Below are 18,332 nucleotides of genomic sequence, written 5' to 3' on the forward strand. Positions count from 1 at the left end.
AGCCCCGACCGCCCCCTCCAGGTCTCCCCGGAGAAGGCCCCGGCCGGGGCTCTCACACAGTTCTTCGCATCTCAGCTCGCGGGCGCGAGCCCGTGAGCGTCAGGCGGCGACGACGTCGACCGCCTCCGCAGGCGCCTTGATGGTCACCCGTTCCGGCGGCACACCGGTCACCGATACGGAATTGAGCCTCGGGCGCACCGGTGTGGGCACAGGCTCGGTAGCCGCTGCCGACCGGGCCAGCTCGGCGAGTGCGAGCTCGTCGCTCACTTCTCGCATGAGCTCGGACATCCGTACGTCCAGCGCGTCGCAGATCGCGGAGAGCAGCTCAGAGGAAGCCTCTTTCTGCCCCCGCTCCACCTCGGAAAGATAGCCGAGTGAGACTCGGGCGGACGAGGAGACTTCGCGCAGAGTACGGCCCTGGCGCTGGCGCTGCCGACGCAGCACGTCACCAAGCAGGCGACGGAGCAGAATCATCGGTGGCTCCCTCCTCGGACCGCGTAGCCGCATCCTTCTCGCCCCACCGTACCGCCTTGCGCCGCGGCCGTGCGGGGAGCGATGTCGTGTTCACTCAGGGCTGCAAACATCAAAACCCCCCGTTCTGTTCCGTATCCTGTGCCCGCTCATTCTCAGTGAGTTCGCCCACAAGCTGCTCCAGAAGCAGTGCGAGCACGCTCCGTACACTCTCCATACGGATTTCCGTCCGGGAGCCGTTCAACCGCAACGCCACCACTTTCCCGCCAAGAACGCCTTCGCCGGAAGTGCCGTGCGGCCCTTCCACGGCAACGAAAACCGTGCCGACGGGCTGTCCGTCCTGGGGTTCGGGGCCGGCGACACCGGTCGTCGCGATGCCCCAGTCCGCGCCGAGCACCTTGCGGGCACCGGCCGCCATCTGGGCCGCGACCTGCGGATCCACCGCTCCACGCTGATCCAGCAGAGTGGCGTCGACGCCGAGCACATCGCGCTTGAGATCGGTGGCGTACGCGGTCACCGAGCCGCGGAACGCCTTGGAGGCTCCGGGCACCGCCGCGAGGTCCGCCGCGACCAGACCGCCGGTGAGCGACTCGGCGACAGCGAGCGTCTCGCCCCTCACCGTGAGTAGTCGCAGCACTTCGGCGGCCGTGGAGGTCACGCTTCCGCCTCCTCGGCGGCGGCCTTCCGATCGGCCAGTCCCTGGCGCCGCAGCACAATGGCCTGTCTCACATAGTCGAGCCCGGTGACGACGGTCAGGGCGACCGCCGCAGCCATCACCCAGAACCTCAGGGTCGCCAGGGGCCCCGTCAGCGCCAGGACGTACATCCCGACGGCCACTCCCTGCGTCAGCGTCTTTATCTTGCCGCCCCGGCTGGCGGGGATCACGCCGTAACGGATCACCACGAAGCGCAGCAGGGTGATTCCGAGCTCACGCCCGAGGATCACACCCGTCACCCACCACGGCAGATCGCCGAGCGACGAGAGGCAGATGAGGGCCGCTCCCATGATCGCCTTGTCGGCGATCGGGTCGGCGATCTTCCCGAAGTCGGTGACGAGGTTGTACGTACGTGCCAGATGGCCGTCGAAGACGTCCGTGATCATGGCTACGGCGAAGGCCGCCCAGGCCCAGGCCCGCCACACGGGGTCGTATCCGCCGTCGGCCAGCATCAGCGCCACGAAGCCCGGCACGAGCACGAGCCGGAGCATGGTGAGGAGGTTGGCGACGTTCCACAGGCTGGCCTGGTTGACGGCCGCGGCGCTCAGCTTCGCGCCACGCGGTGTCTTCGAGCCCTGGGCGCCGGTGGCACCCGTACCGGAGGTTCCGGAGGTTCCCTTGCCGGAAGCGCTGGAGGCGCCGGCAGCACCACGCGTACCGGGCGCACCGGGGCCGCCCGCCGCTGATGCCGGGACTCCGGTCATCTGGCCGCCTCCTCTGTACATCCGAACGAGCCCGGGAGCGGCTCGGCCACCAGGTCGACACCTTCCGTACCGACCACCTTCGCCTCGACCATACGGCCGACGGTGAGACCTTCGCCGCTTGTGAACAGCACCTGGCCGTCGGTCTCGGGCGCCTGATGCGCGGCACGGCCGTACGCGAGCTCCTCCTCGCCGTCGGAACCGGCGGAGCCCAGAGACTCGACCAGCACCTGCAGGGTCTCGCCGACACGCTCCTCCGCGCGCTGGGAGACCAGCTCCTCGGCGAGCCGGGACACGCGCGCGAGGCGCTCAGCGACGACGTCCTCGTCCAGCTTGTTCTCGTACGTCGCCGCTTCGGTGCCGTCCTCGTCGGAGTACCCGAAGACCCCGATGGCGTCCAGGCGCGCGCCGGTCAGGAAGCGCTCCAGCTCCGCCAGGTCGTCCGCGGTCTCGCCGGGGAAGCCCACGATGAAGTTGGACCGCACACCGGCCTGCGGGGCCTTGGAGCGGATCGTGTCGAGCAGCTGCAGGAACTGGTCGGTGCTCCCGAAGCGCCGCATCGCGCGCAGCACCCCGGGGGCGGAGTGCTGGAAGGACAGGTCGAAGTAGGGCGCGATCTTGGGCGTCGAGGTCAGTACGTCGATGAGCCCGGGCCGCATCTCGGCGGGCTGGAGGTAGCTGACCCGCACCCGCTCGATCCCGTCGACGTCGGCGAGCTCGGGCAGCAGCGTCTCCAGGAGGCGGATGTCGCCGAGGTCCTTGCCGTACGAGGTGTTGTTCTCGGAGACCAGCATGACCTCCTTGACGCCCTGCTCGGCCAGCCAGCGCGTCTCGCCGAGGACGTCGGACGGCCGCCGCGAGATGAAGGAGCCGCGGAAGGACGGGATGGCGCAGAAGGAGCAGCGCCGGTCGCAGCCGGAGGCCAGCTTCACCGAGGCGACCGGTGAGCCGTCGAGCCGGCGGCGCAGGGGCGCGCGGGGGCCGGACTCCGGAGCGAGGCCCTCCGGGAGATCGACGGGAGCGTGCCCCGGAAGGGCGACGTCCGCGCCGGCGCCCTGCCGCTCTGCCGGGCTGATCGGCAGCAGCTTGCGCCGGTCGCGCGGGGTGTGGGCGGCGTGGATTCCGCCGTTCAGGATGGTCTGGAGGCGGTCGGAGATGTCGGCGTAGTCGTCGAAGCCGAGCACTCCGTCGGCCTCGGGCAGGGCCTCGGCGAGCTCCTTGCCGTACCGCTCGGCCATGCAGCCGACGGCGACGACGGCCTGTGTTCTCCCATGACCCTTGAGGTCATTGGCTTCCAGGAGGGCGTCGACGGAGTCCTTCTTGGCGGCCTCGACGAATCCACAGGTGTTGACGACCGCGACGTCCGCGTTCTCGGCGTCCTCCACGAGGTGCCAGCCGTCCGCCTCCAAGCGGCCTGCGAGCTCCTCCGAGTCCACCTCGTTACGGGCGCAGCCAAGAGTGACGAGTGCGACGGTACGGCGTTCAGGCATGGGCTCAAGACTACTTCGTCCCACTGACAGCCCACGTCGACGGGGTTGGCCGATCTTGGCCAACCCCGTACCCGCATGCCCCTTGAGGTCACTTGTCCGACCTCTGGGTCGGTCATCCGACCTCGGGGTCGCCCTTCGTGTAGGTGAGGCGCTCGACCCCACCGGGCTGGAACTCGTCCTCGATCTTCTTGCCGTTGACGTAGAGCTGGAGCGCTCCCGCGTCACCGAGGACGAGGTCGATCTTCTCCTTGTCCTGGAAGGTCTTGGAGTCGCCCTGCTTCAGGAAGCCGTCGAAGAGCAGCCGGCCGTTGTGGTCCTTGGCGGAGATCCAGCTGCGCCCGTCGGGGGCGGTCACCTGGACGGTCACCTTGTCCTGCGGCGCCGCCGCGATGGCGCTGTCCGACGGGTCGGGCTTGGGGTCGGCGGGCTTGGTCGGCGTCGGCTTGGTCTTGACGGGCTTGCTGGCGGTGGGCGTGGATCCCTCGGCGACCTGCGTCTTCGAGCCGTCCGAGTCGTCCTTGACCATCGTGAACCCGACGAAGCCGATCACCGCGACGATCGCGGCGACCATGGCGGCGGTCCAGTTGGGGCCCCGGCGCTCCGGACGGATCCGCTCGGCCTCGAACATCGGTGCCGCGGGGGTCGGCGCGGGCCGCCCGCCGTGATCGTCGTCGTACTGGGCGAGCAGCGGCGCCGGATCGAGGTGGACGGCGCGCGCCAGCGTCTTGAGGTGACCGCGCGCGTACACGTCGCCGCCGCAGGGCGTGAAGTCGTCCTGTTCGATCGCGTGCACGATGGCGATGCGGACCCGGGTGGCGTTACTGACGTCGTCGACTGTCAGCCCCGCCGCGATGCGCGCCTGCTGCAGAGCACGGCCGATCGAAGGGCGATCACCCTTTTCGATGGGAGGCTCGTCCTGAGGGGAGTTGTCGTCAGGGGAGTTGCCGATGGACACGGGGCGCCTTTCGAGCGTGTAGCCACCTGTGCTGGAGGTTCAGTCTAGGGGGGTTGCGAAAGGGTGGGGCAACCGGGCGGTGGGACTTTGTACGCCATCAGAACGGCTGGTCATCCTGATGGTGGGACACGTGCCTTTCCCTTCCCTCAACTTGACGTGCGACGAAGGGAAACGGTTGCTCACGGTTCCCTTACAGGTGAGTCACGTTCGAATCACCCACGTGGCCCTGACGTGCTCACCCACGTGGCCGTGGCCCCTCCGCAAGAGGAAACGGACTTCCCCGTTTCTCTACGGATGAGCCTCCCCACGGATCACCGCGAGCACTCCGTCCAGCTCGTCAGGTTTCACAAGAACATCACGTGCCTTGGAACCCTCGCTCGGACCGACGATGTTGCGGGACTCCATGAGGTCCATCAGCCGACCGGCCTTGGCGAACCCGACGCGCAGCTTGCGCTGGAGCATCGAGGTCGACCCGAACTGCGTGGAGACGACCAGTTCGGCGGCCTGGCACAGCAGGTCGAGGTCGTCGCCGATGTCCTCGTCGATCTCCTTCTTCTGCTTGGTGCCCACGGTGACGTCTTCCCGGAAGACCGGCGCCATCTGGTCCTTGCAGTGCTGGACGACGGCCGCGACCTCGTCCTCGGTGACGAAGGCACCCTGCATACGGGTCGGCTTGTTCGCCCCCATCGGCAGGAACAGCCCGTCGCCCTTGCCGATGAGCTTCTCGGCGCCGGGCTGGTCGAGGATGACCCGGGAGTCGGCGAGCGACGACGTGGCGAAGGCGAGCCGCGAGGGCACGTTCGCCTTGATCAGACCGGTGACGACGTCCACGGACGGCCGCTGTGTGGCGAGCACCAGGTGGATGCCGGCCGCGCGCGCGAGCTGCGTGATGCGCACGATCGAGTCCTCGACGTCCCGTGGCGCGACCATCATCAGGTCGGCGAGCTCGTCGACGATCACCAGTAGGTACGGATAGGTCTTGAGCTCCCGCTCGCTGCCTTCCGGCGTCTTGAGCTTGCCGTCGCGGATGGCCTGGTTGAAGTCGTCGATGTGCCGGTAGCCGAACGCCGCCAGGTCGTCGTAGCGCAGATCCATCTCCCGTACGACCCACTGCAGAGCCTCGGCGGCCCGCTTCGGGTTGGTGATGATCGGCGTGATGAGGTGCGGGATGCCCTCGTACGCGGTCAGCTCGACGCGCTTGGGGTCGACGAGGACCATGCGCACGTCCTCGGGGGTCGCGCGGACCATGACGGACGTAATCAGGCAGTTGATGCATGAGGATTTACCGGAACCGGTCGCTCCGGCCACCAGGACGTGCGGCATCTTCGCCAGGTTGGCCATCACATAGCCGCCCTCGACGTCCTTGCCGAGCGCGACCAGCATCGGGTGGTCGTCCTCGGCCGCGTCCGCGAGGCGCAGCACATCGCCCAGGTTGACCATCTCGCGGTCGGTGTTGGGGATCTCGATGCCGACCGCGGACTTGCCGGGGATCGGGCTGATGATCCGCACGTCCGGGCTGGCGACGGCGTACGCGATGTTCTTGGCGAGCGCCGTGATCCGCTCGACCTTCACTGCGGGGCCGAGCTCGACCTCGTACCGCGTGACCGTCGGGCCGCGGGTGAAGCCGGTGACGGCGGCGTCGACCTTGAACTCCATGAAGACGTTCGTGAGCGAGGCGACCACGGCGTCGTTGGCGGCGCTGCGCGTCTTGCCCGGGCCGCCACGCTCCAGGAGGTCGAGCGACGGCAGGGAGTAGGTGATGTCGCCGGAGAGCTGCAGCTGCTCGGCCCGCGGAGGCAGGTCGCGCGCGGTCTCGGGGGCGGGCTTGGTCAGGTCGGCGACCTCGGCCTTGAGCATCTCCTGCTTGGGCCTGGCGCCCTTGGTCCCCTTGCCACGCGCGGCGGGCACCGGCGTCGGCTCCCCGCGCCCGCCCGTGTCCTGCCCGCCGGTGTCCTGACGGTCCCCGCGGTCCGCACCGACGCCCTGCGTCAGATCGGCCACGAGCGCGCTGGGTGGCATCCCGTGCATCACGGCGCCGTCGAGCGCCGCCGCGGCGGCAGCGGCCACGTCCACGGCGTCCATGGGCCGGTCCAGCGCGGGCTGCTGCACGGCGGGCCGCCTGCGGCGGCTCCGGCGCTCGGAGAGCGCCTCCTGCTCGGCGCTGTCCGGGTCGTACTCCTCGGGCGCCGCCCGGCGCCGCCGGGGGCTCGCGGGCAGCGCTTCGCGCCACTGGTCGTCGTAGCGCTCGTCGTCCTCGGCGAATTCGTCGTCCGTCACCGGCGGGTGTACGAGGCCGAGCCGGGCGCCCAGCATGCGCAGCCGCTGCGGAATGGCGTTGACCGGCGTCGCGGTGACGACCAGCAGCCCGAAGACCGTGACCAGCGCAAGGAGCGGTACGGCGAGGACCTCGCCCATCGTGTACGTCAGCGGTGTCGCCGCGCCCCAGCCGATGAGTCCGCCCGCGTCCCTTATCGCCTGCATGCCGTCGCTGCGCGCGGGCGCCCCGCAGGCGATGTGGACCTGGCCGAGCACACCGATGGCGAGCGCGGACAGACCGATCACGATCCGGCCGTTGGCCTCGGGCTTCTCGGGGTGCCGGATGAGGCGCGCGGCGATGACCCCGAGCAGTATCGGCACGAGCAGGTCGAGGCGGCCGAAGGCACCGGTCACCAGCATCTCGACGAGATCGCCCACCGGACCACGGAGGTTGGACCAGGTCCCGGCCGCGACAATCAGTGCCAGCCCGAGCAGCAGCAGCGCGAGACCGTCCTTTCGATGCGCCGGGTCGAGCCCCTTCGCGCCCCGCCCTATGCCGCGGAACACGGCGCCGACGGCGTGCGCGACACCCAGCCACAGGGCGCGCACCAGCTTGTACACGCCCCCGGTCGGGTTGGGCGCCGGCTTCGGAGGCGCGGCTTTCCTGGCCGCGGCCTTCTTCGCGGGCGCCTTTTTCGCCGGAGCTTTCTTCGCGGGGGCCTTCTTCGCCGCAGCCTTCCTCGGAGCGGCCGCCTTCTTCGCGGGCGCCTTCTTGGCTGCGGACTGACGTGAGGCCATGTGTGTGAGGTTACCGGTGGAGACCACTGCGGACACGTGTGCCTACTGCTTCACCCGTTCGTGTCGCCCACACAGGGCACCGAACTGACGCCGCCTCAACCGGCGAAGCCCCACAAGGGGCGCGGGGCCGCAGCATCTGCGGCTCCGCCGCGTGGGCGCGGTCAGCGCCCACCAACCCGCAAGCCACACACCGGCCTTGACGACCCGGTGCGACTCAGTTCGGCGAGGGCAGCGAGGCCGCCCCGCTCCCCGTCCCCGGTTCCAACGCGTCCAGCGCCCGCCGCAACCCCGTGAGTTTGCGTTCGAGATGGGCCGCGGTGGCCACCGCCGCCGCGTCCGCCGAGTCGTCGTCGAGCTGTTTGGAGAGGGCCTCGGCCTGCTCCTCGACAGCCGCGAGCCGCGCGGAGAGTTCGGCGAGCAGCCCGGCAGGCTCCTTGGTGTCGCCGACCGCCGCCTTGCCGCCGCCGCCTTCGAGCTGGAGCCGCAGCAGCGCGGCCTGCTCCCGGAGTTGGCAGTTCTTCATGTAGAGCTCTACGAAGACCGAGACCTTCGCGCGCAGCACCCACGGGTCGAACGGCTTCGAGATGTAGTCCACCGCGCCCGCCGCGTATCCCCGGAAGGTGTGGTGCGGGCCGTGGTTGATCGCCGTGAGGAAGATGATCGGGATGTCCCGGGTCCGTTCTCGCCTCTTGATGTGCGCGGCGGTTTCGAAACCGTCCATGCCCGGCATCTGGATGGACGTCCAGCAGAATGACCGCGAAGTCGTCCGTGAGCAGTGCTTTGAGCGCTTCCTCCCCGGAAGATGCCCGAACCAGTGTCTGATCGAGCGCGGAGAGAATCGCCTCCAGCGCCAGCAGATTCTCCGGCCGGTCATCGACCAGGAGGATCTTGGCCTTCTGCACCATGGCCCGCCCTCCTCGCCCCGGCAGTGCACCGGGCGCCGCCCCAGGGGACGACTCCCTTACGTCGCCCGTCCTTGTGCCGGTCATGGTAGCCGCACCCCGCCTGTCGCCACACCCTGTCACCGCGATGTCACTGTGCACGTAGCAGAAACGTAGCGGGAGACCAGAAGGTTCCCCGAATCCCGGGTTTCTACACCGCCTCGGGCACACTCAGTCAACAGCCCGGCGCGCCCGGGCCACCGCCCGAGCACCCCTGGCCACCCGGCCGTTCCCGGCCGACCGATCACTCCTGCCACCCTGTCACTGTCCGCTCATCCACTGCTGCATGACCGCGAGCAGATGATCGGGATCGACCGGCTTCGTCACGTAGTCGGAAGCGCCGGACTCGATGGCCTTCTCCCGGTCGCCCTTCATCGCCTTGGCGGTGAGCGCGATGATCGGCAGCCCCGCGAACTGGGGCATCCGGCGGATCGCCGTCGTGGTCGCGTATCCGTCCATCTCGGGCATCATGATGTCCATCAGGACGACCGTCACATCGTCGTGCTGTTCCAGCACTTCGATGCCCTCGCGGCCGTTCTCGGCGTACAGCACCGAGAGTCCGTGCTGCTCCAGGACGCTGGTGAGCGCGAACACGTTGCGGATGTCGTCGTCGACGATCAGCACTTTCTCGCCCTCGAAGCGGATGACACCGCGCGCGTGCACGGACGTCTCCTCGCCGGCGAGGGACCAGGACTCCCGGGCCTGCGTCTGCGGCCCCGGAAGTGCGGGCCGCTGCTGGGCCGAGGGCATCGCCCTGCGACGCCGCCTGAAGAGCGCGGCGGCCCCGTTCTGGGTCTCCTGGTACGACTTGACCTCCGCGGGGGTCTCCACATGGCCCCCGTTCTCGTCGTCCGAACCCGCCGGAAGCGCCCCGTTCTCCATGGGCGTTCCGAGTTGGGGATAGCCCTGGGGGGGCAGTTCGCTCGGGTGCAGCGGCAAATACAGCGTGAAGGTCGAGCCGCGTCCCGGTTCGCTCTGCGCGTGGATCTCGCCGCCCAGCAGTCGCGCGATCTCCCGGGAGATGGACAACCCCAGTCCCGTACCGCCGTACTTGCGGCTCGTCGTGCCGTCCGCCTGCTTGAACGCCTCGAAGATCACCCGCATCTTGCTGGCCGCGATCCCGATGCCCGTGTCCGCCACGGAGAACGCGATCAGATCGGCGTCCGCGTCCCGCAGTGAGCCCGCCTCCAGGAGCTGTTCCCGGATGGCGACCGGAACCTCCGCGCCCGCGGGCCGGATGACCAGTTCGACCGCTCCGGAGTCGGTGAACTTCACCGCGTTGGAGAGCAGGTTGCGCAGCACCTGAAGGAGCCGCTGTTCGTCCGTGTGCAGCGTGGCCGGCAGCTCCGGCGACACCCGTACGGAGAAATCGAGGCCCTTCTCTGCCGTCAGCGGACGGAAAGTGGCCTCTACGTAGTCGACGAGTTGGACCAGCGCGATCCGTGTCGGCGACACGTCCATCTTGCCCGCCTCGACCTTCGACAGGTCGAGGATGTCGTTGATCAGCTGGAGCAGGTCGGAACCCGCGCCGTGGATCGTCTCGGCGAACTCGACCTGCTTCGGGGTGAGGTTGGAGTCCGCGTTGTCGGCGAGCAGCTTGGCCAGGATCAGCAGCGAGTTGAGCGGCGTACGCAGCTCGTGCGACATGTTGGCGAGAAACTCGCTCTTGTAGCGCATGGAGACCGCGAGTTGCTCGGCGCGCTCCTCCAGGACCTGCCGCGCCTCCTCGATCTCGGTGTTCTTGACCTCGATGTCGCGGTTCTGCTGGGCCAGCAGCTCGGCCTTCTCCTCCAGCTCTGCGTTGGACGCCTGGAGGGCCTTCTGCCGGTTCTCCAGCTCGGCCGACCGCTCCCGCAGCTGCTCGGTCAACTCCTGCGACTGCTTGAGCAGTACCTCGGTCTTCGTGTTGACCGCGATCGTGTTGACGCTCGTCGCGATCATCTCGGCGATCTGGCTGAGGAAGTCCTTCTGGATGTGCGTGAACGAGTGGAACGACGCCAGCTCGATCACACCGAGCACGGTCCCTTCGAAGAGCACCGGCAGCACGATGACATGCGCGGGAGGCGCCTCACCGAGCCCGGACGCGATCTTCAGATAGCCCGGCGGCACGTTCTCCACGAGAATCGTCCGCTTCTCCTTGGCGGCCGTCCCGATCAGCGTCTCCCCGGGCCTGAACGACGTCGGCATGGAGCCCATGGAGTACCCGTACGACCCGAGCATGCGCAGCTCGTACGAGTCGTCATGCGCCGCGCCCACGTCCTTGCCGTCGTCCAGCGGCATCGCCAGGAAGAACGCGCCGTGCTGCGCCGAGACCACCGGAGTCAGCTCGCTCATGATCAGCGAGGCCACGTCGGCGAGATCGCGCCTGCCCTGCATCAGGCCGGAGATCCGGGCGAGGTTGCCCTTCAGCCAGTCCTGCTCCTTGTTGGCGATCGTGGTGTCGCGCAGGTTGGCGATCATCTTGTTGATGTAGTCCTGAAGTTCCTGGATCTCGCCGGAGGCGTCCACGTCGATCTTCAGGTTGAGGTCGCCACGAGTCACCGCGGTCGCCACGCGCGCGATGGCACGCACCTGCCGGGTGAGGTTCCCGGCCATCTCGTTCACCGACTCGGTGAGGTCGCGCCAGGTGCCGTCGACGTCGCGTACGCGCGCCTGTCCGCCCAACGCTCCCTCGGTGCCCACCTCCCGGGCGACCCTGGTGACCTCCTCGGCGAACGACGACAACTGGTCGACCATCGTGTTGATGGTGGTCTTCAGCTCCAGGATCTCGCCGCGCGCGTCGATGTCGATCTTCTTGGTCAGGTCGCCCTTGGCGATGGCCGTGGTGACCATCGCGATGTTGCGCACCTGGCCGGTCAGGTTGGACGCCATGCCGTTCACGGACTCCGTGAGGTCCTTCCACGTACCGGACACGCCCGGTACGCGGGCCTGGCCGCCGAGGATGCCGTCCGTGCCCACCTCGCGGGCCACCTTGGTGACCTGGTCGGCGAACGAACTCAGCGTCTTCACCATGGTGTTGAACGTGTCGGCGAGCTGCGCGACCTCGCCGCGCGCCTCGATCGTCACCGTCCTGGTCAGGTCGCCGTTGGCGACGGCCGCGGCGACCTGGGAGATGTTCCGCACCTGCACGGTCAGGTTGTTGGCCATCAGGTTGACGTTGTCGGTGAGGTCCTTCCAGATGCCCGTGACCCCCGACGCGTGCGCCTGGCCGCCCAGGATGCCCTCGGTGCCCACCTCACGGGCCACCCGGGTCACCTGCTCGGCGAACGACGACAGCTGGTCGACCATCGTGTTGACGGTGGTGACGAGTTCGAGGATCTCGCCCTTGGCGTCGACGGTGATCTTCTTCGACAGGTCGCCCTTGGCGACGGCGGTCGTGACCTCGGCGATGTTGCGGACCTGGATGGTCAGGTTGTTCGCCATGAAGTTCACGGACTGCGTGAGGTCCTTCCAGGTGCCGGAGACACCCTGCACCTCGGCCTGTCCGCCGAGGATGCCCTCCGTGCCCACCTCGCGCGCCACCCGCGTGACCTGCTCGGCGAAGTTCGAGAGCTGGTCCACCATCGTGTTGAGGGTGTTCTTCAGCTCCAGGATCTCGCCGCGCGCGTCCACGTCGATCTTCTGCGACAGGTCACCCCGGGCCACCGCCGTCGCGACCTGCGCGATGTTGCGCACCTGGGCGGTGAGGTTGCCGGCCATGCCGTTCACGGAGTCGGTCAGGTCGCGCCACACACCGGCGACGCCGGGCACCTGCGCCTGACCGCCCAGCCGGCCGTCGGTGCCCACCTCGCGGGCCACCCTGGTCACCTGCTCGGCGAAGGCGCTGAGCTGGTCGACCATCGTGTTGATGGTGTTCTTGAGCTCCAGGATCTCGCCGCGCGCGTCGACCTCGATCTTCTGCGACAGGTCACCCCGGGCGACCGCCGTCGTCACCTGGGCGATCTGCCGCACCTGGGACGTGAGGTTGCCCGCCATGAAGTTGACGGAGTCGGTGAGGTCCTTCCACGTGCCGGACACCCCGTCCACGCGCGCCTGGCCGCCCAGCCGGCCCTCCGTGCCCACGTCACGCGCCATCCGCGTCACCTGGTCGGCGAAGGACGACAGCTGGTCCACCATCGTGTTCACGGTGTTCTTCAGCGCGAGCATCTCGCCGGAGACGTCCACGGTGACCTTCTGCGACAGGTCGCCGTTGGCCACCGCCGTCGTCACCTGCGCGATGTTCCTCACCTGTCCGGTGAGATTCCGGAACGCCGTGTTGACGGAGTCCGTGAGGTCCTTCCACGTACCGGCCGCGCCCGGTACCGCCGCCTGACCGCCCAGCTCACCCTCGACACCGACCTCCCGCGCCACGCGGGTCACCTCGGCACCGAAGCTCGACAGCTGGTCGACCATCGTGTTGACGGTGTTCTTCAGTTCCAGCATCTCGCCGGCGACCTCGACGCTGACCTTCTGCGACAGGTCACCGTTGGCCACGGCCGTCGTCACCGCGGCGATGTCCCGCACCTGAGTGGTGAGGTTCCGGAAGACCGTGTTCACCGAATCGGTGAGGTCCTTCCACGTCCCCGCCGCACCCGGCACGTTCGCCTGCCCGCCGAGCCGCCCCTCGCCGCCGACCTCGTTGGCCACACGGGTGACCTCGTCCGCGAACGTACGCAGCGTCTCGGTCATCTGGTTGATCGTCTCGGCGAGCTGCGCGACCTCGCCGCGCGCCGACACGGTGACCTTCTGCGACAGGTCGCCGTTGGCGACCGCCGTCGTCACCTGGGCAATCCCGCGCACCTGCGCGGTCAGATTGCCGGCCATAAGATTCACCGAATCGGTGAGGTCCTTCCACACACCCGCCACACCCGGCACCTGTGCCTGGCCGCCGAGCTCGCCCTCGGTACCCACCTCGCGCGCGACTCGCGTCACCTCGGAGGAGAAAGAGGACAGCTGGTCCACCATCGTGTTGACGGTGTTCTTGAGCTCCAGCATCTCGCCTGCCACGTGAACCGTGACCTTCCGGGACAAGTCACCCTTGGCGACCGCCGTGGTCACGAGCGCGATGTCCCGCACCTGAGCCGTCAGCCGGTACGCCATGGTGTTGACCGAATCCGTGAGGTCCTTCCACGAACCGGACATTCCACGGACCCGCGCCTGCCCGCCCAGCTTGCCCTCAGTGCCCACTTCGCTGGCCACGCGCGTGACCTCGTCGGTGAACGTCGACAGCTGGTCGACCAGGTTGTTGACCGTGCGCCCGACCTTCAGGAACTCCCCGCGCAGCGGATGCCCGTTCCCGTCCGCGGCCTGCGCCCGCAACTCCATACGCGGCGACAGATCGCCCTCCGCCACGGCGGACAGCACCCGCCCGACCTCGGAGACGGGCCGTACGAGGTCGTCGACCAGCGCGTTGGAGTTGTCGATCGCGGTGGCCCAGGAACCCTCGCAGGCGCCCGACTCAAGCCGCTCCGTCAACTTGCCCTCACGGCCGACCATGCGCCGCACACGCGCCAGCTCGCCCGTCAGATGCAGATTCCGGTCGGCCACTTCATTGAAAACCGCCGCGATCTCGGACATCACGCCATCGCCCGAGACCGTGAGCCGCTTACGGAAGTTGCCGTCCCGCATCGACACCAGGGCCGCCAGCAGCCTGTTCAGGGCAGCCGTGTCCACATCGGTGGTGCCATTGCGTGATTTGCGCTGGTTACTCAGGGACTGTCCGCCTTTCGCGCGCGTTTTAGTGCCCCGCGTCGCTGCGCCAGACTCCACTGTGTCCCTCCCGCAAGGGTTCGACCATTTACTGCTCGGCGTACTCGGGTACTACTGCTCGGCGTACTGGAAGGCACTCGGCCTGCCCGGACCTTCCCTTGAAGCTTGCCCAGTGTTTCACCATGGCTGAACCAGGCCATAACAGTTCGGCAGCTTCGCACATGGTCCGCACACACGCTCCGGAGTGGAAACAGTGGTGACCGGCATCCGCATGGACGGCGAAGGTAAGTAACCTTGCATGCGGCTGTCCAGCCACGCCGGTCCTTCCGGCCTGGGCGGTGGCACGAGCACGAGCGGGCAGGCATCGGAGGGGCACCGCACCATGACCACCGAACTGCATCCTGGGGGACCGCCCCAGGATCCCCGGCCGACGGGGAACCAGCCCCTGCCCCGGCAGGAGCGGGTCGGCCACGCAGCGCTGCCCTCCGACAACCGGACAAGGAGTTCTGTGATCACCGCGCGCGCGGCCGCCAGCTTCGATCCTGTCGGGCGGTCCGTCGCGACCGCTCGGTCCTTCGTCCGTGACACCCTCCAGGGCTGGGGCTTCGCCGACATCGTCGACGACGCCGTGGTCCTCACCAGCGAGCTTGTCACCAATGCCGTGGTGCACGCGGGCACGTCCGCCGACGTCCTGTGCCTGCGCAGCGACGAGGGCGTACGGATCGAGGTGGGGGACCGCTACCCGGAACGTGAGATTCCACTCCAGGCGACCGCCATCAACATGGGCAGCCCCGACCGCGAGGGAGGCCGCGGCCTGCAGCTCTGCGCCGCCCTGGCCGGCCGCTGGGGCGTCGAGTACACGCCCACGCACAAGCAGGTCTGGTTCCAGCTGGAACTCCCGGAACGCTCGGTGGGCACCCGCACGGCCGGCCCCGCCCTCCCGGCCAACCTCCTCCCGCTCGCCGACGGCCGCGTACGCGTGGCGGTCATCCAGATCGACCGCACCGGCGCCATCAACGCCTGGAACGAGGACGCGGAGGAACTCTTCGGGTACGCGGCCGAGCAGGTCATCGGCAAGCCCCTCACCGACCTCGCGGCCTGGCCGCACACGCCGGGCACCAGCACCGGCATCGTCGAGGCGCTCCAACTCTCCCGCTGGGAGGGCAGCTACGGCCTCCGCGCCGCCAACGGCCGTGTGACACCGGTCTACGCCTCGCATCTGCGCGTCCGGGACACCGGCGGCGAACCCTCGACGGTCTGCCTTCTCGTACGCGACCACGAACGCGCCGTCCTGCAGACCCCGTTGCGCGTCAACGCATCCGACACGACCACCAGTTCGGAGGGTCAGGCGTCGGACCCCTTCGAGGTCTTCATCGGCTCGCCGGCCCCCGACGACCTGGACGGCCTCCTCCAGCGCACGGTGGAGCGCGCCCGCGACATGCTCGACGGCGACTCCGCCTTTCTCCTCCTGGCGACCGACGACGAAACGGAGTTGGAGGTCCGCGCCTCCACCGGCCTCCCCTCCGCCCGCCAGCGCTTCGCCCGCGTCCCCGTGGAAGCCGGCCCCGGCCGCTACGGCTCGGCCCGTATGCCCGCCGTACACGAGGATCTGACGGTCGTTCCGGGCGCCGTACCGCTGCTCAGCGGCACGGGCATGCGCTCGGTCGTCACGGTCCCCCTCAAGGTCGAGGGCCGCCTGACCGGTTCACTCGGCGTCGCGGCCGAGGCTCAGGGGCGGTATTCGAACGAGGAGGCCCTGCGCCTCCAGTTCGCCGCCGACCGCATCGCGCTCGCCGTGGAGTCGGCGCGCCTGGGCGAGCTGGAGCGCCTGCGCCGCGGCTCCCTGTCCTTCCTCGTGGAGGCCTCGGACCTCCTCGCGGGCACGCTGGACCGCGACCAGACACTGGCCCTGATGGCCCAGATGACGGTCCCGACGCTGGCCACCTGGTGCGCCGTCTACACGATCGCCGACCAGGCATCGGATCCGTATCTTTCGTATGTCCTGCACGAGGACGAGGATCGCATCGACGGCCTCAAGGCCCTCCTGTCGAAGATCGCCCCTCCGGACCCCGTCCCGACCCCGGGCGCCCGCGTCTGGGCCGCTCCCGCGGAGGCGGCCCACCAGGCGGCCCTGCGCACCTCCATGCGCAGCCTCGGCCTCGGCGAGCCCGCCACCGTGAGTTCCGGCATCGGTACGACACTGCAGACGGCCGCCGCGGTCGGCGGCGAGACCGTCGTACTCCCCCTGGTGGCCCGCAACCGCGTCATCGGCATGCTGACGCTCGGCAAGCCGTCGGACGAACACTTCCGCCAGGAAATCCTGGAACTCGCCGAGGACTTGAGCCGCAGGGCCGCCCTGGCCCTCGACAACGCCCGCCTGTACTCGGAGCGCACGGCCATCAGCCAGTCCCTCCAGCGCAGCCTTCTGCCCCCGGAACTCCCCCAGATCGACGGCGTGGAGGTCGAGGTCATCTACCGCGCGGCGGGCGAGGGCAACGAGGTCGGCGGCGACTTCTACGACCTCTTCCCCATCCGCGACGGCGCCTACGGCTTCGCCATCGGAGACGTCTGCGGTACGGGCCCGGAGGCAGCCGCGGTCACAGGCCTCGCCCGGCACGCGCTGCGGCTGCTCGCCCGCGAGGGCTTCGGCGGACCGGCGGTCCTTGAGCGCCTGAACTCCGCGATCCTCGACGAGGGCGCCCGCAGCCGCTTCCTGACGCTCCTGTACGGGGAGTTGTGGCCCCAGGAGGACGGCTCGGCGCTCCTCAAGGTCGTCTGCGCCGGCCACCCGCTCCCGCTGCGCCTCCGCCAGGACGGCACGGTCGAACCGGCCGCCGAACCCCAGCCGCTCCTCGGCGTGATGGAGGACCTGGAGCTGTACGAGCAGACGATCACGCTCGACCCGGGCGACGTCCTGCTGTGCGTGACGGACGGCGTCACCGAACGCCGAGAGGGCACCCGCATGTTGGGCGACGACGGCCTCACCGACGTCCTCACCACCTGCACAGGCCTCACGGCCGGAGCTGTGGCCGCCCGCATCATGCGCGCGGTGGAACGCTTCGCGTCGGACGCCCCGTCAGACGACATGGCCATTCTCGCGATGCGCGTTCCCGGCCTCCAGAACGACTGAACCCGGCCCGCAGGAACCGGCCCCGGACACACGAAAGGCCCCCGCCCACAAGGGCGGAGGCCTTTTTGTCTGAGCCCCCCAACGGAATCGAACCGTTGACCTTCTCCTTACCATGGAGACGCTCTGCCGACTGAGCTAGGGGGGCCTGTTGCTTTCGAGGTGTCCCTCGCGGCAACGAAATAGATCATACCCCGAACGGCGGCGTGCTCCCAACCTGTTCGACCGCCTAGAAAGCAGGCTGCAGGAGCCCACCGAGGGCATTGCACGCGGACACCATCCGCTGCATCTCCCGCTTCGTGAGCGACGCGTCGACAGGCAGAGCCAACGTCTCGTCGGCGGCCCGCTCGGTCTCCGGCAGACAGACGTCCCGCCGGAACACGGGCATCCGGTGCACGGGTGTCTTCACCGGCACCCGGCACTCGATTCCCTTGGCCCGCACGGCGCGCGCGAAGGCGTCCCGGTCCGGCCGCCCGTTCCCAGGCACCCGCACGACGTACTGCTGGTACGTGTGTCCGATGCCGCGCACCGGCGTCCGTACACCCCTCAACCGCCCGTCGAGGAATGCCGCATGCGCCCTGCGCTCCTCGATCTCGCTGTACGGCGCCTCGGACTCACCCTGCTCCAGCACGAGCAGCCCGTGCCGCTGTCCGACGTCCCGGAGCCGCGTGATGTCAGCGGGCCGGCCGAAGCGGTGCACGGCGACGACAGCGACCGTACGCGGACCGACGGCCGCGTTCACCTCGGTGGCGTCCAGGCAGTACGTGGACGGGTCTATGTCGGCGAAGACCGGCATCGCACCGGCCTGGATCACGGCCTCGGCGACCTCGACGTTGCCGAACGCCGGCACGATGACCTCGTCACCGATTCCCACGCCCGCGGCCCGGAGCATTGCAGCAGTACCCATGTGCCGGATCTTGGTCGCACAACGTGAACTCCAAGTGACGCACAACAAAAAAGAGCTGGTCCCTGAACCGAAGTTCAGGGACCAGCTCTATTAATAATAGTTCGGCGGTGTCCTACTCTCCCACAGGGTCCCCCCTGCAGTACCATCGGCGCTGTAAGGCTTAGCTTCCGGGTTCGGAATGTAACCGGGCGTTTCCCTCACGCTATGACCACCGAAACACTATGAAACTGTGAATACCGCACCACACCCGCGTGGCCACACAGGTATGGGGTTGTTCGTGGTT

The 18,332-nt window shown here is 68.8% G+C and carries 9 protein-coding genes, 1 tRNA gene, 1 rRNA gene and 1 pseudogene; 1 reads left to right on the forward strand and 11 read right to left on the reverse strand.

Annotation, left to right across the window (positions count from 1 at the left end):
- Positions 1 to 99: 99 nt before the first annotated feature.
- The 8 genes and pseudogenes from AOK17_RS25490 to AOK17_RS25525 form a co-directional block, all read right to left on the reverse strand.
- Positions 100 to 474: a helix-turn-helix domain-containing protein gene (locus tag AOK17_RS25490; protein WP_055509692.1), complete on the reverse strand. Its 375-nt coding sequence runs from the start codon at positions 472 to 474 to the stop codon at positions 100 to 102.
- Between the two features lie 109 nt (positions 475 to 583).
- The gene (locus tag AOK17_RS25495; RefSeq protein WP_055614892.1) at positions 584 to 1,129 is read right to left on the reverse strand and encodes a CinA family protein; all 546 of its coding nucleotides are present in this window, start codon (positions 1,127 to 1,129) and stop codon (positions 584 to 586) included.
- The gene (gene pgsA, locus AOK17_RS25500; protein ID WP_055614893.1) at positions 1,126 to 1,890 is read right to left on the reverse strand and encodes a CDP-diacylglycerol--glycerol-3-phosphate 3-phosphatidyltransferase; all 765 of its coding nucleotides are present in this window, start codon (positions 1,888 to 1,890) and stop codon (positions 1,126 to 1,128) included. The genes AOK17_RS25495 and pgsA overlap by 4 nt, the downstream gene beginning before the upstream one ends.
- On the reverse strand, positions 1,887 to 3,377 hold the full coding sequence (gene rimO / locus AOK17_RS25505; protein ID WP_055614894.1) for a 30S ribosomal protein S12 methylthiotransferase RimO: 1,491 nt from the start codon (positions 3,375 to 3,377) through the stop codon (positions 1,887 to 1,889). Before rimO ends, pgsA begins: the two co-directional genes overlap by 4 nt.
- A gap of 112 nt (positions 3,378 to 3,489) precedes the next feature.
- On the reverse strand, positions 3,490 to 4,332 hold the full coding sequence (locus tag AOK17_RS25510; protein WP_055614895.1) for a helix-turn-helix domain-containing protein: 843 nt from the start codon (positions 4,330 to 4,332) through the stop codon (positions 3,490 to 3,492).
- A gap of 288 nt (positions 4,333 to 4,620) precedes the next feature.
- Complete coding sequence (locus AOK17_RS25515; protein WP_079053279.1) at positions 4,621 to 7,386, reverse strand: FtsK/SpoIIIE family DNA translocase; 2,766 nt, start codon at positions 7,384 to 7,386, stop codon at positions 4,621 to 4,623.
- Between the two features lie 214 nt (positions 7,387 to 7,600).
- Positions 7,601 to 8,291 (reverse strand): annotated as a pseudogene (locus AOK17_RS25520) (response regulator).
- A 297-nt stretch (positions 8,292 to 8,588) separates the two neighbouring features.
- Positions 8,589 to 14,075 (reverse strand): HAMP domain-containing protein, encoded by a 5,487-nt coding sequence (locus AOK17_RS25525; RefSeq protein WP_107102494.1) that lies wholly within the window; start codon positions 14,073 to 14,075, stop codon positions 8,589 to 8,591.
- A gap of 322 nt (positions 14,076 to 14,397) precedes the next feature.
- Between AOK17_RS25525 and AOK17_RS25530 the strand changes: the two genes are divergently transcribed.
- Positions 14,398 to 17,145 (forward strand): SpoIIE family protein phosphatase, encoded by a 2,748-nt coding sequence (locus AOK17_RS25530; protein WP_055614899.1) that lies wholly within the window; start codon positions 14,398 to 14,400, stop codon positions 17,143 to 17,145.
- 72 nt (positions 17,146 to 17,217) lie between these two features.
- Here the strand turns inward: AOK17_RS25530 and AOK17_RS25535 are convergent.
- The 3 genes from AOK17_RS25535 to rrf form a co-directional block, all read right to left on the reverse strand.
- A tRNA-Thr gene (locus AOK17_RS25535) sits at positions 17,218 to 17,290 on the reverse strand.
- An 81-nt stretch (positions 17,291 to 17,371) separates the two neighbouring features.
- Positions 17,372 to 18,034 (reverse strand): DegT/DnrJ/EryC1/StrS family aminotransferase, encoded by a 663-nt coding sequence (locus AOK17_RS25540; protein WP_055614898.1) that lies wholly within the window; start codon positions 18,032 to 18,034, stop codon positions 17,372 to 17,374.
- 114 nt (positions 18,035 to 18,148) lie between these two features.
- Positions 18,149 to 18,265: ribosomal RNA gene (gene rrf / locus AOK17_RS25545) — 5S ribosomal RNA — on the reverse strand.
- Between the last annotated feature and the right edge of the window lie 67 nt (positions 18,266 to 18,332).

Origin of the sequence: Streptomyces phaeochromogenes, assembly GCF_001418655.1 — a bacterium.
Taxonomy (GTDB): Bacteria; Actinomycetota; Actinomycetes; order Streptomycetales; family Streptomycetaceae; genus Streptomyces; species Streptomyces phaeochromogenes.

Bases quoted from the DNA above. Each gene is read 5' to 3' on its own strand.
- AOK17_RS25490 (WP_055509692.1), bottom strand. From the start codon at position 474: ATGATTCTGCTCCGTCGCCTGCTTGGTGACGTGCTGCGTCGGCAGCGC.
- pgsA (WP_055614893.1), bottom strand. From the start codon at position 1,890: ATGACCGGAGTCCCGGCATCAGCGGCGGGCGGCCCCGGTGCGCCCGGT.
- rimO (WP_055614894.1), bottom strand. From the start codon at position 3,377: ATGCCTGAACGCCGTACCGTCGCACTCGTCACTCTTGGCTGCGCCCGT.
- AOK17_RS25515 (WP_079053279.1), bottom strand. From the start codon at position 7,386: ATGGCCTCACGTCAGTCCGCAGCCAAGAAGGCGCCCGCGAAGAAGGCG.
- AOK17_RS25530 (WP_055614899.1), top strand. From the start codon at position 14,398: ATGACCACCGAACTGCATCCTGGGGGACCGCCCCAGGATCCCCGGCCG.
- AOK17_RS25540 (WP_055614898.1), bottom strand. From the start codon at position 18,034: ATGCTCCGGGCCGCGGGCGTGGGAATCGGTGACGAGGTCATCGTGCCG.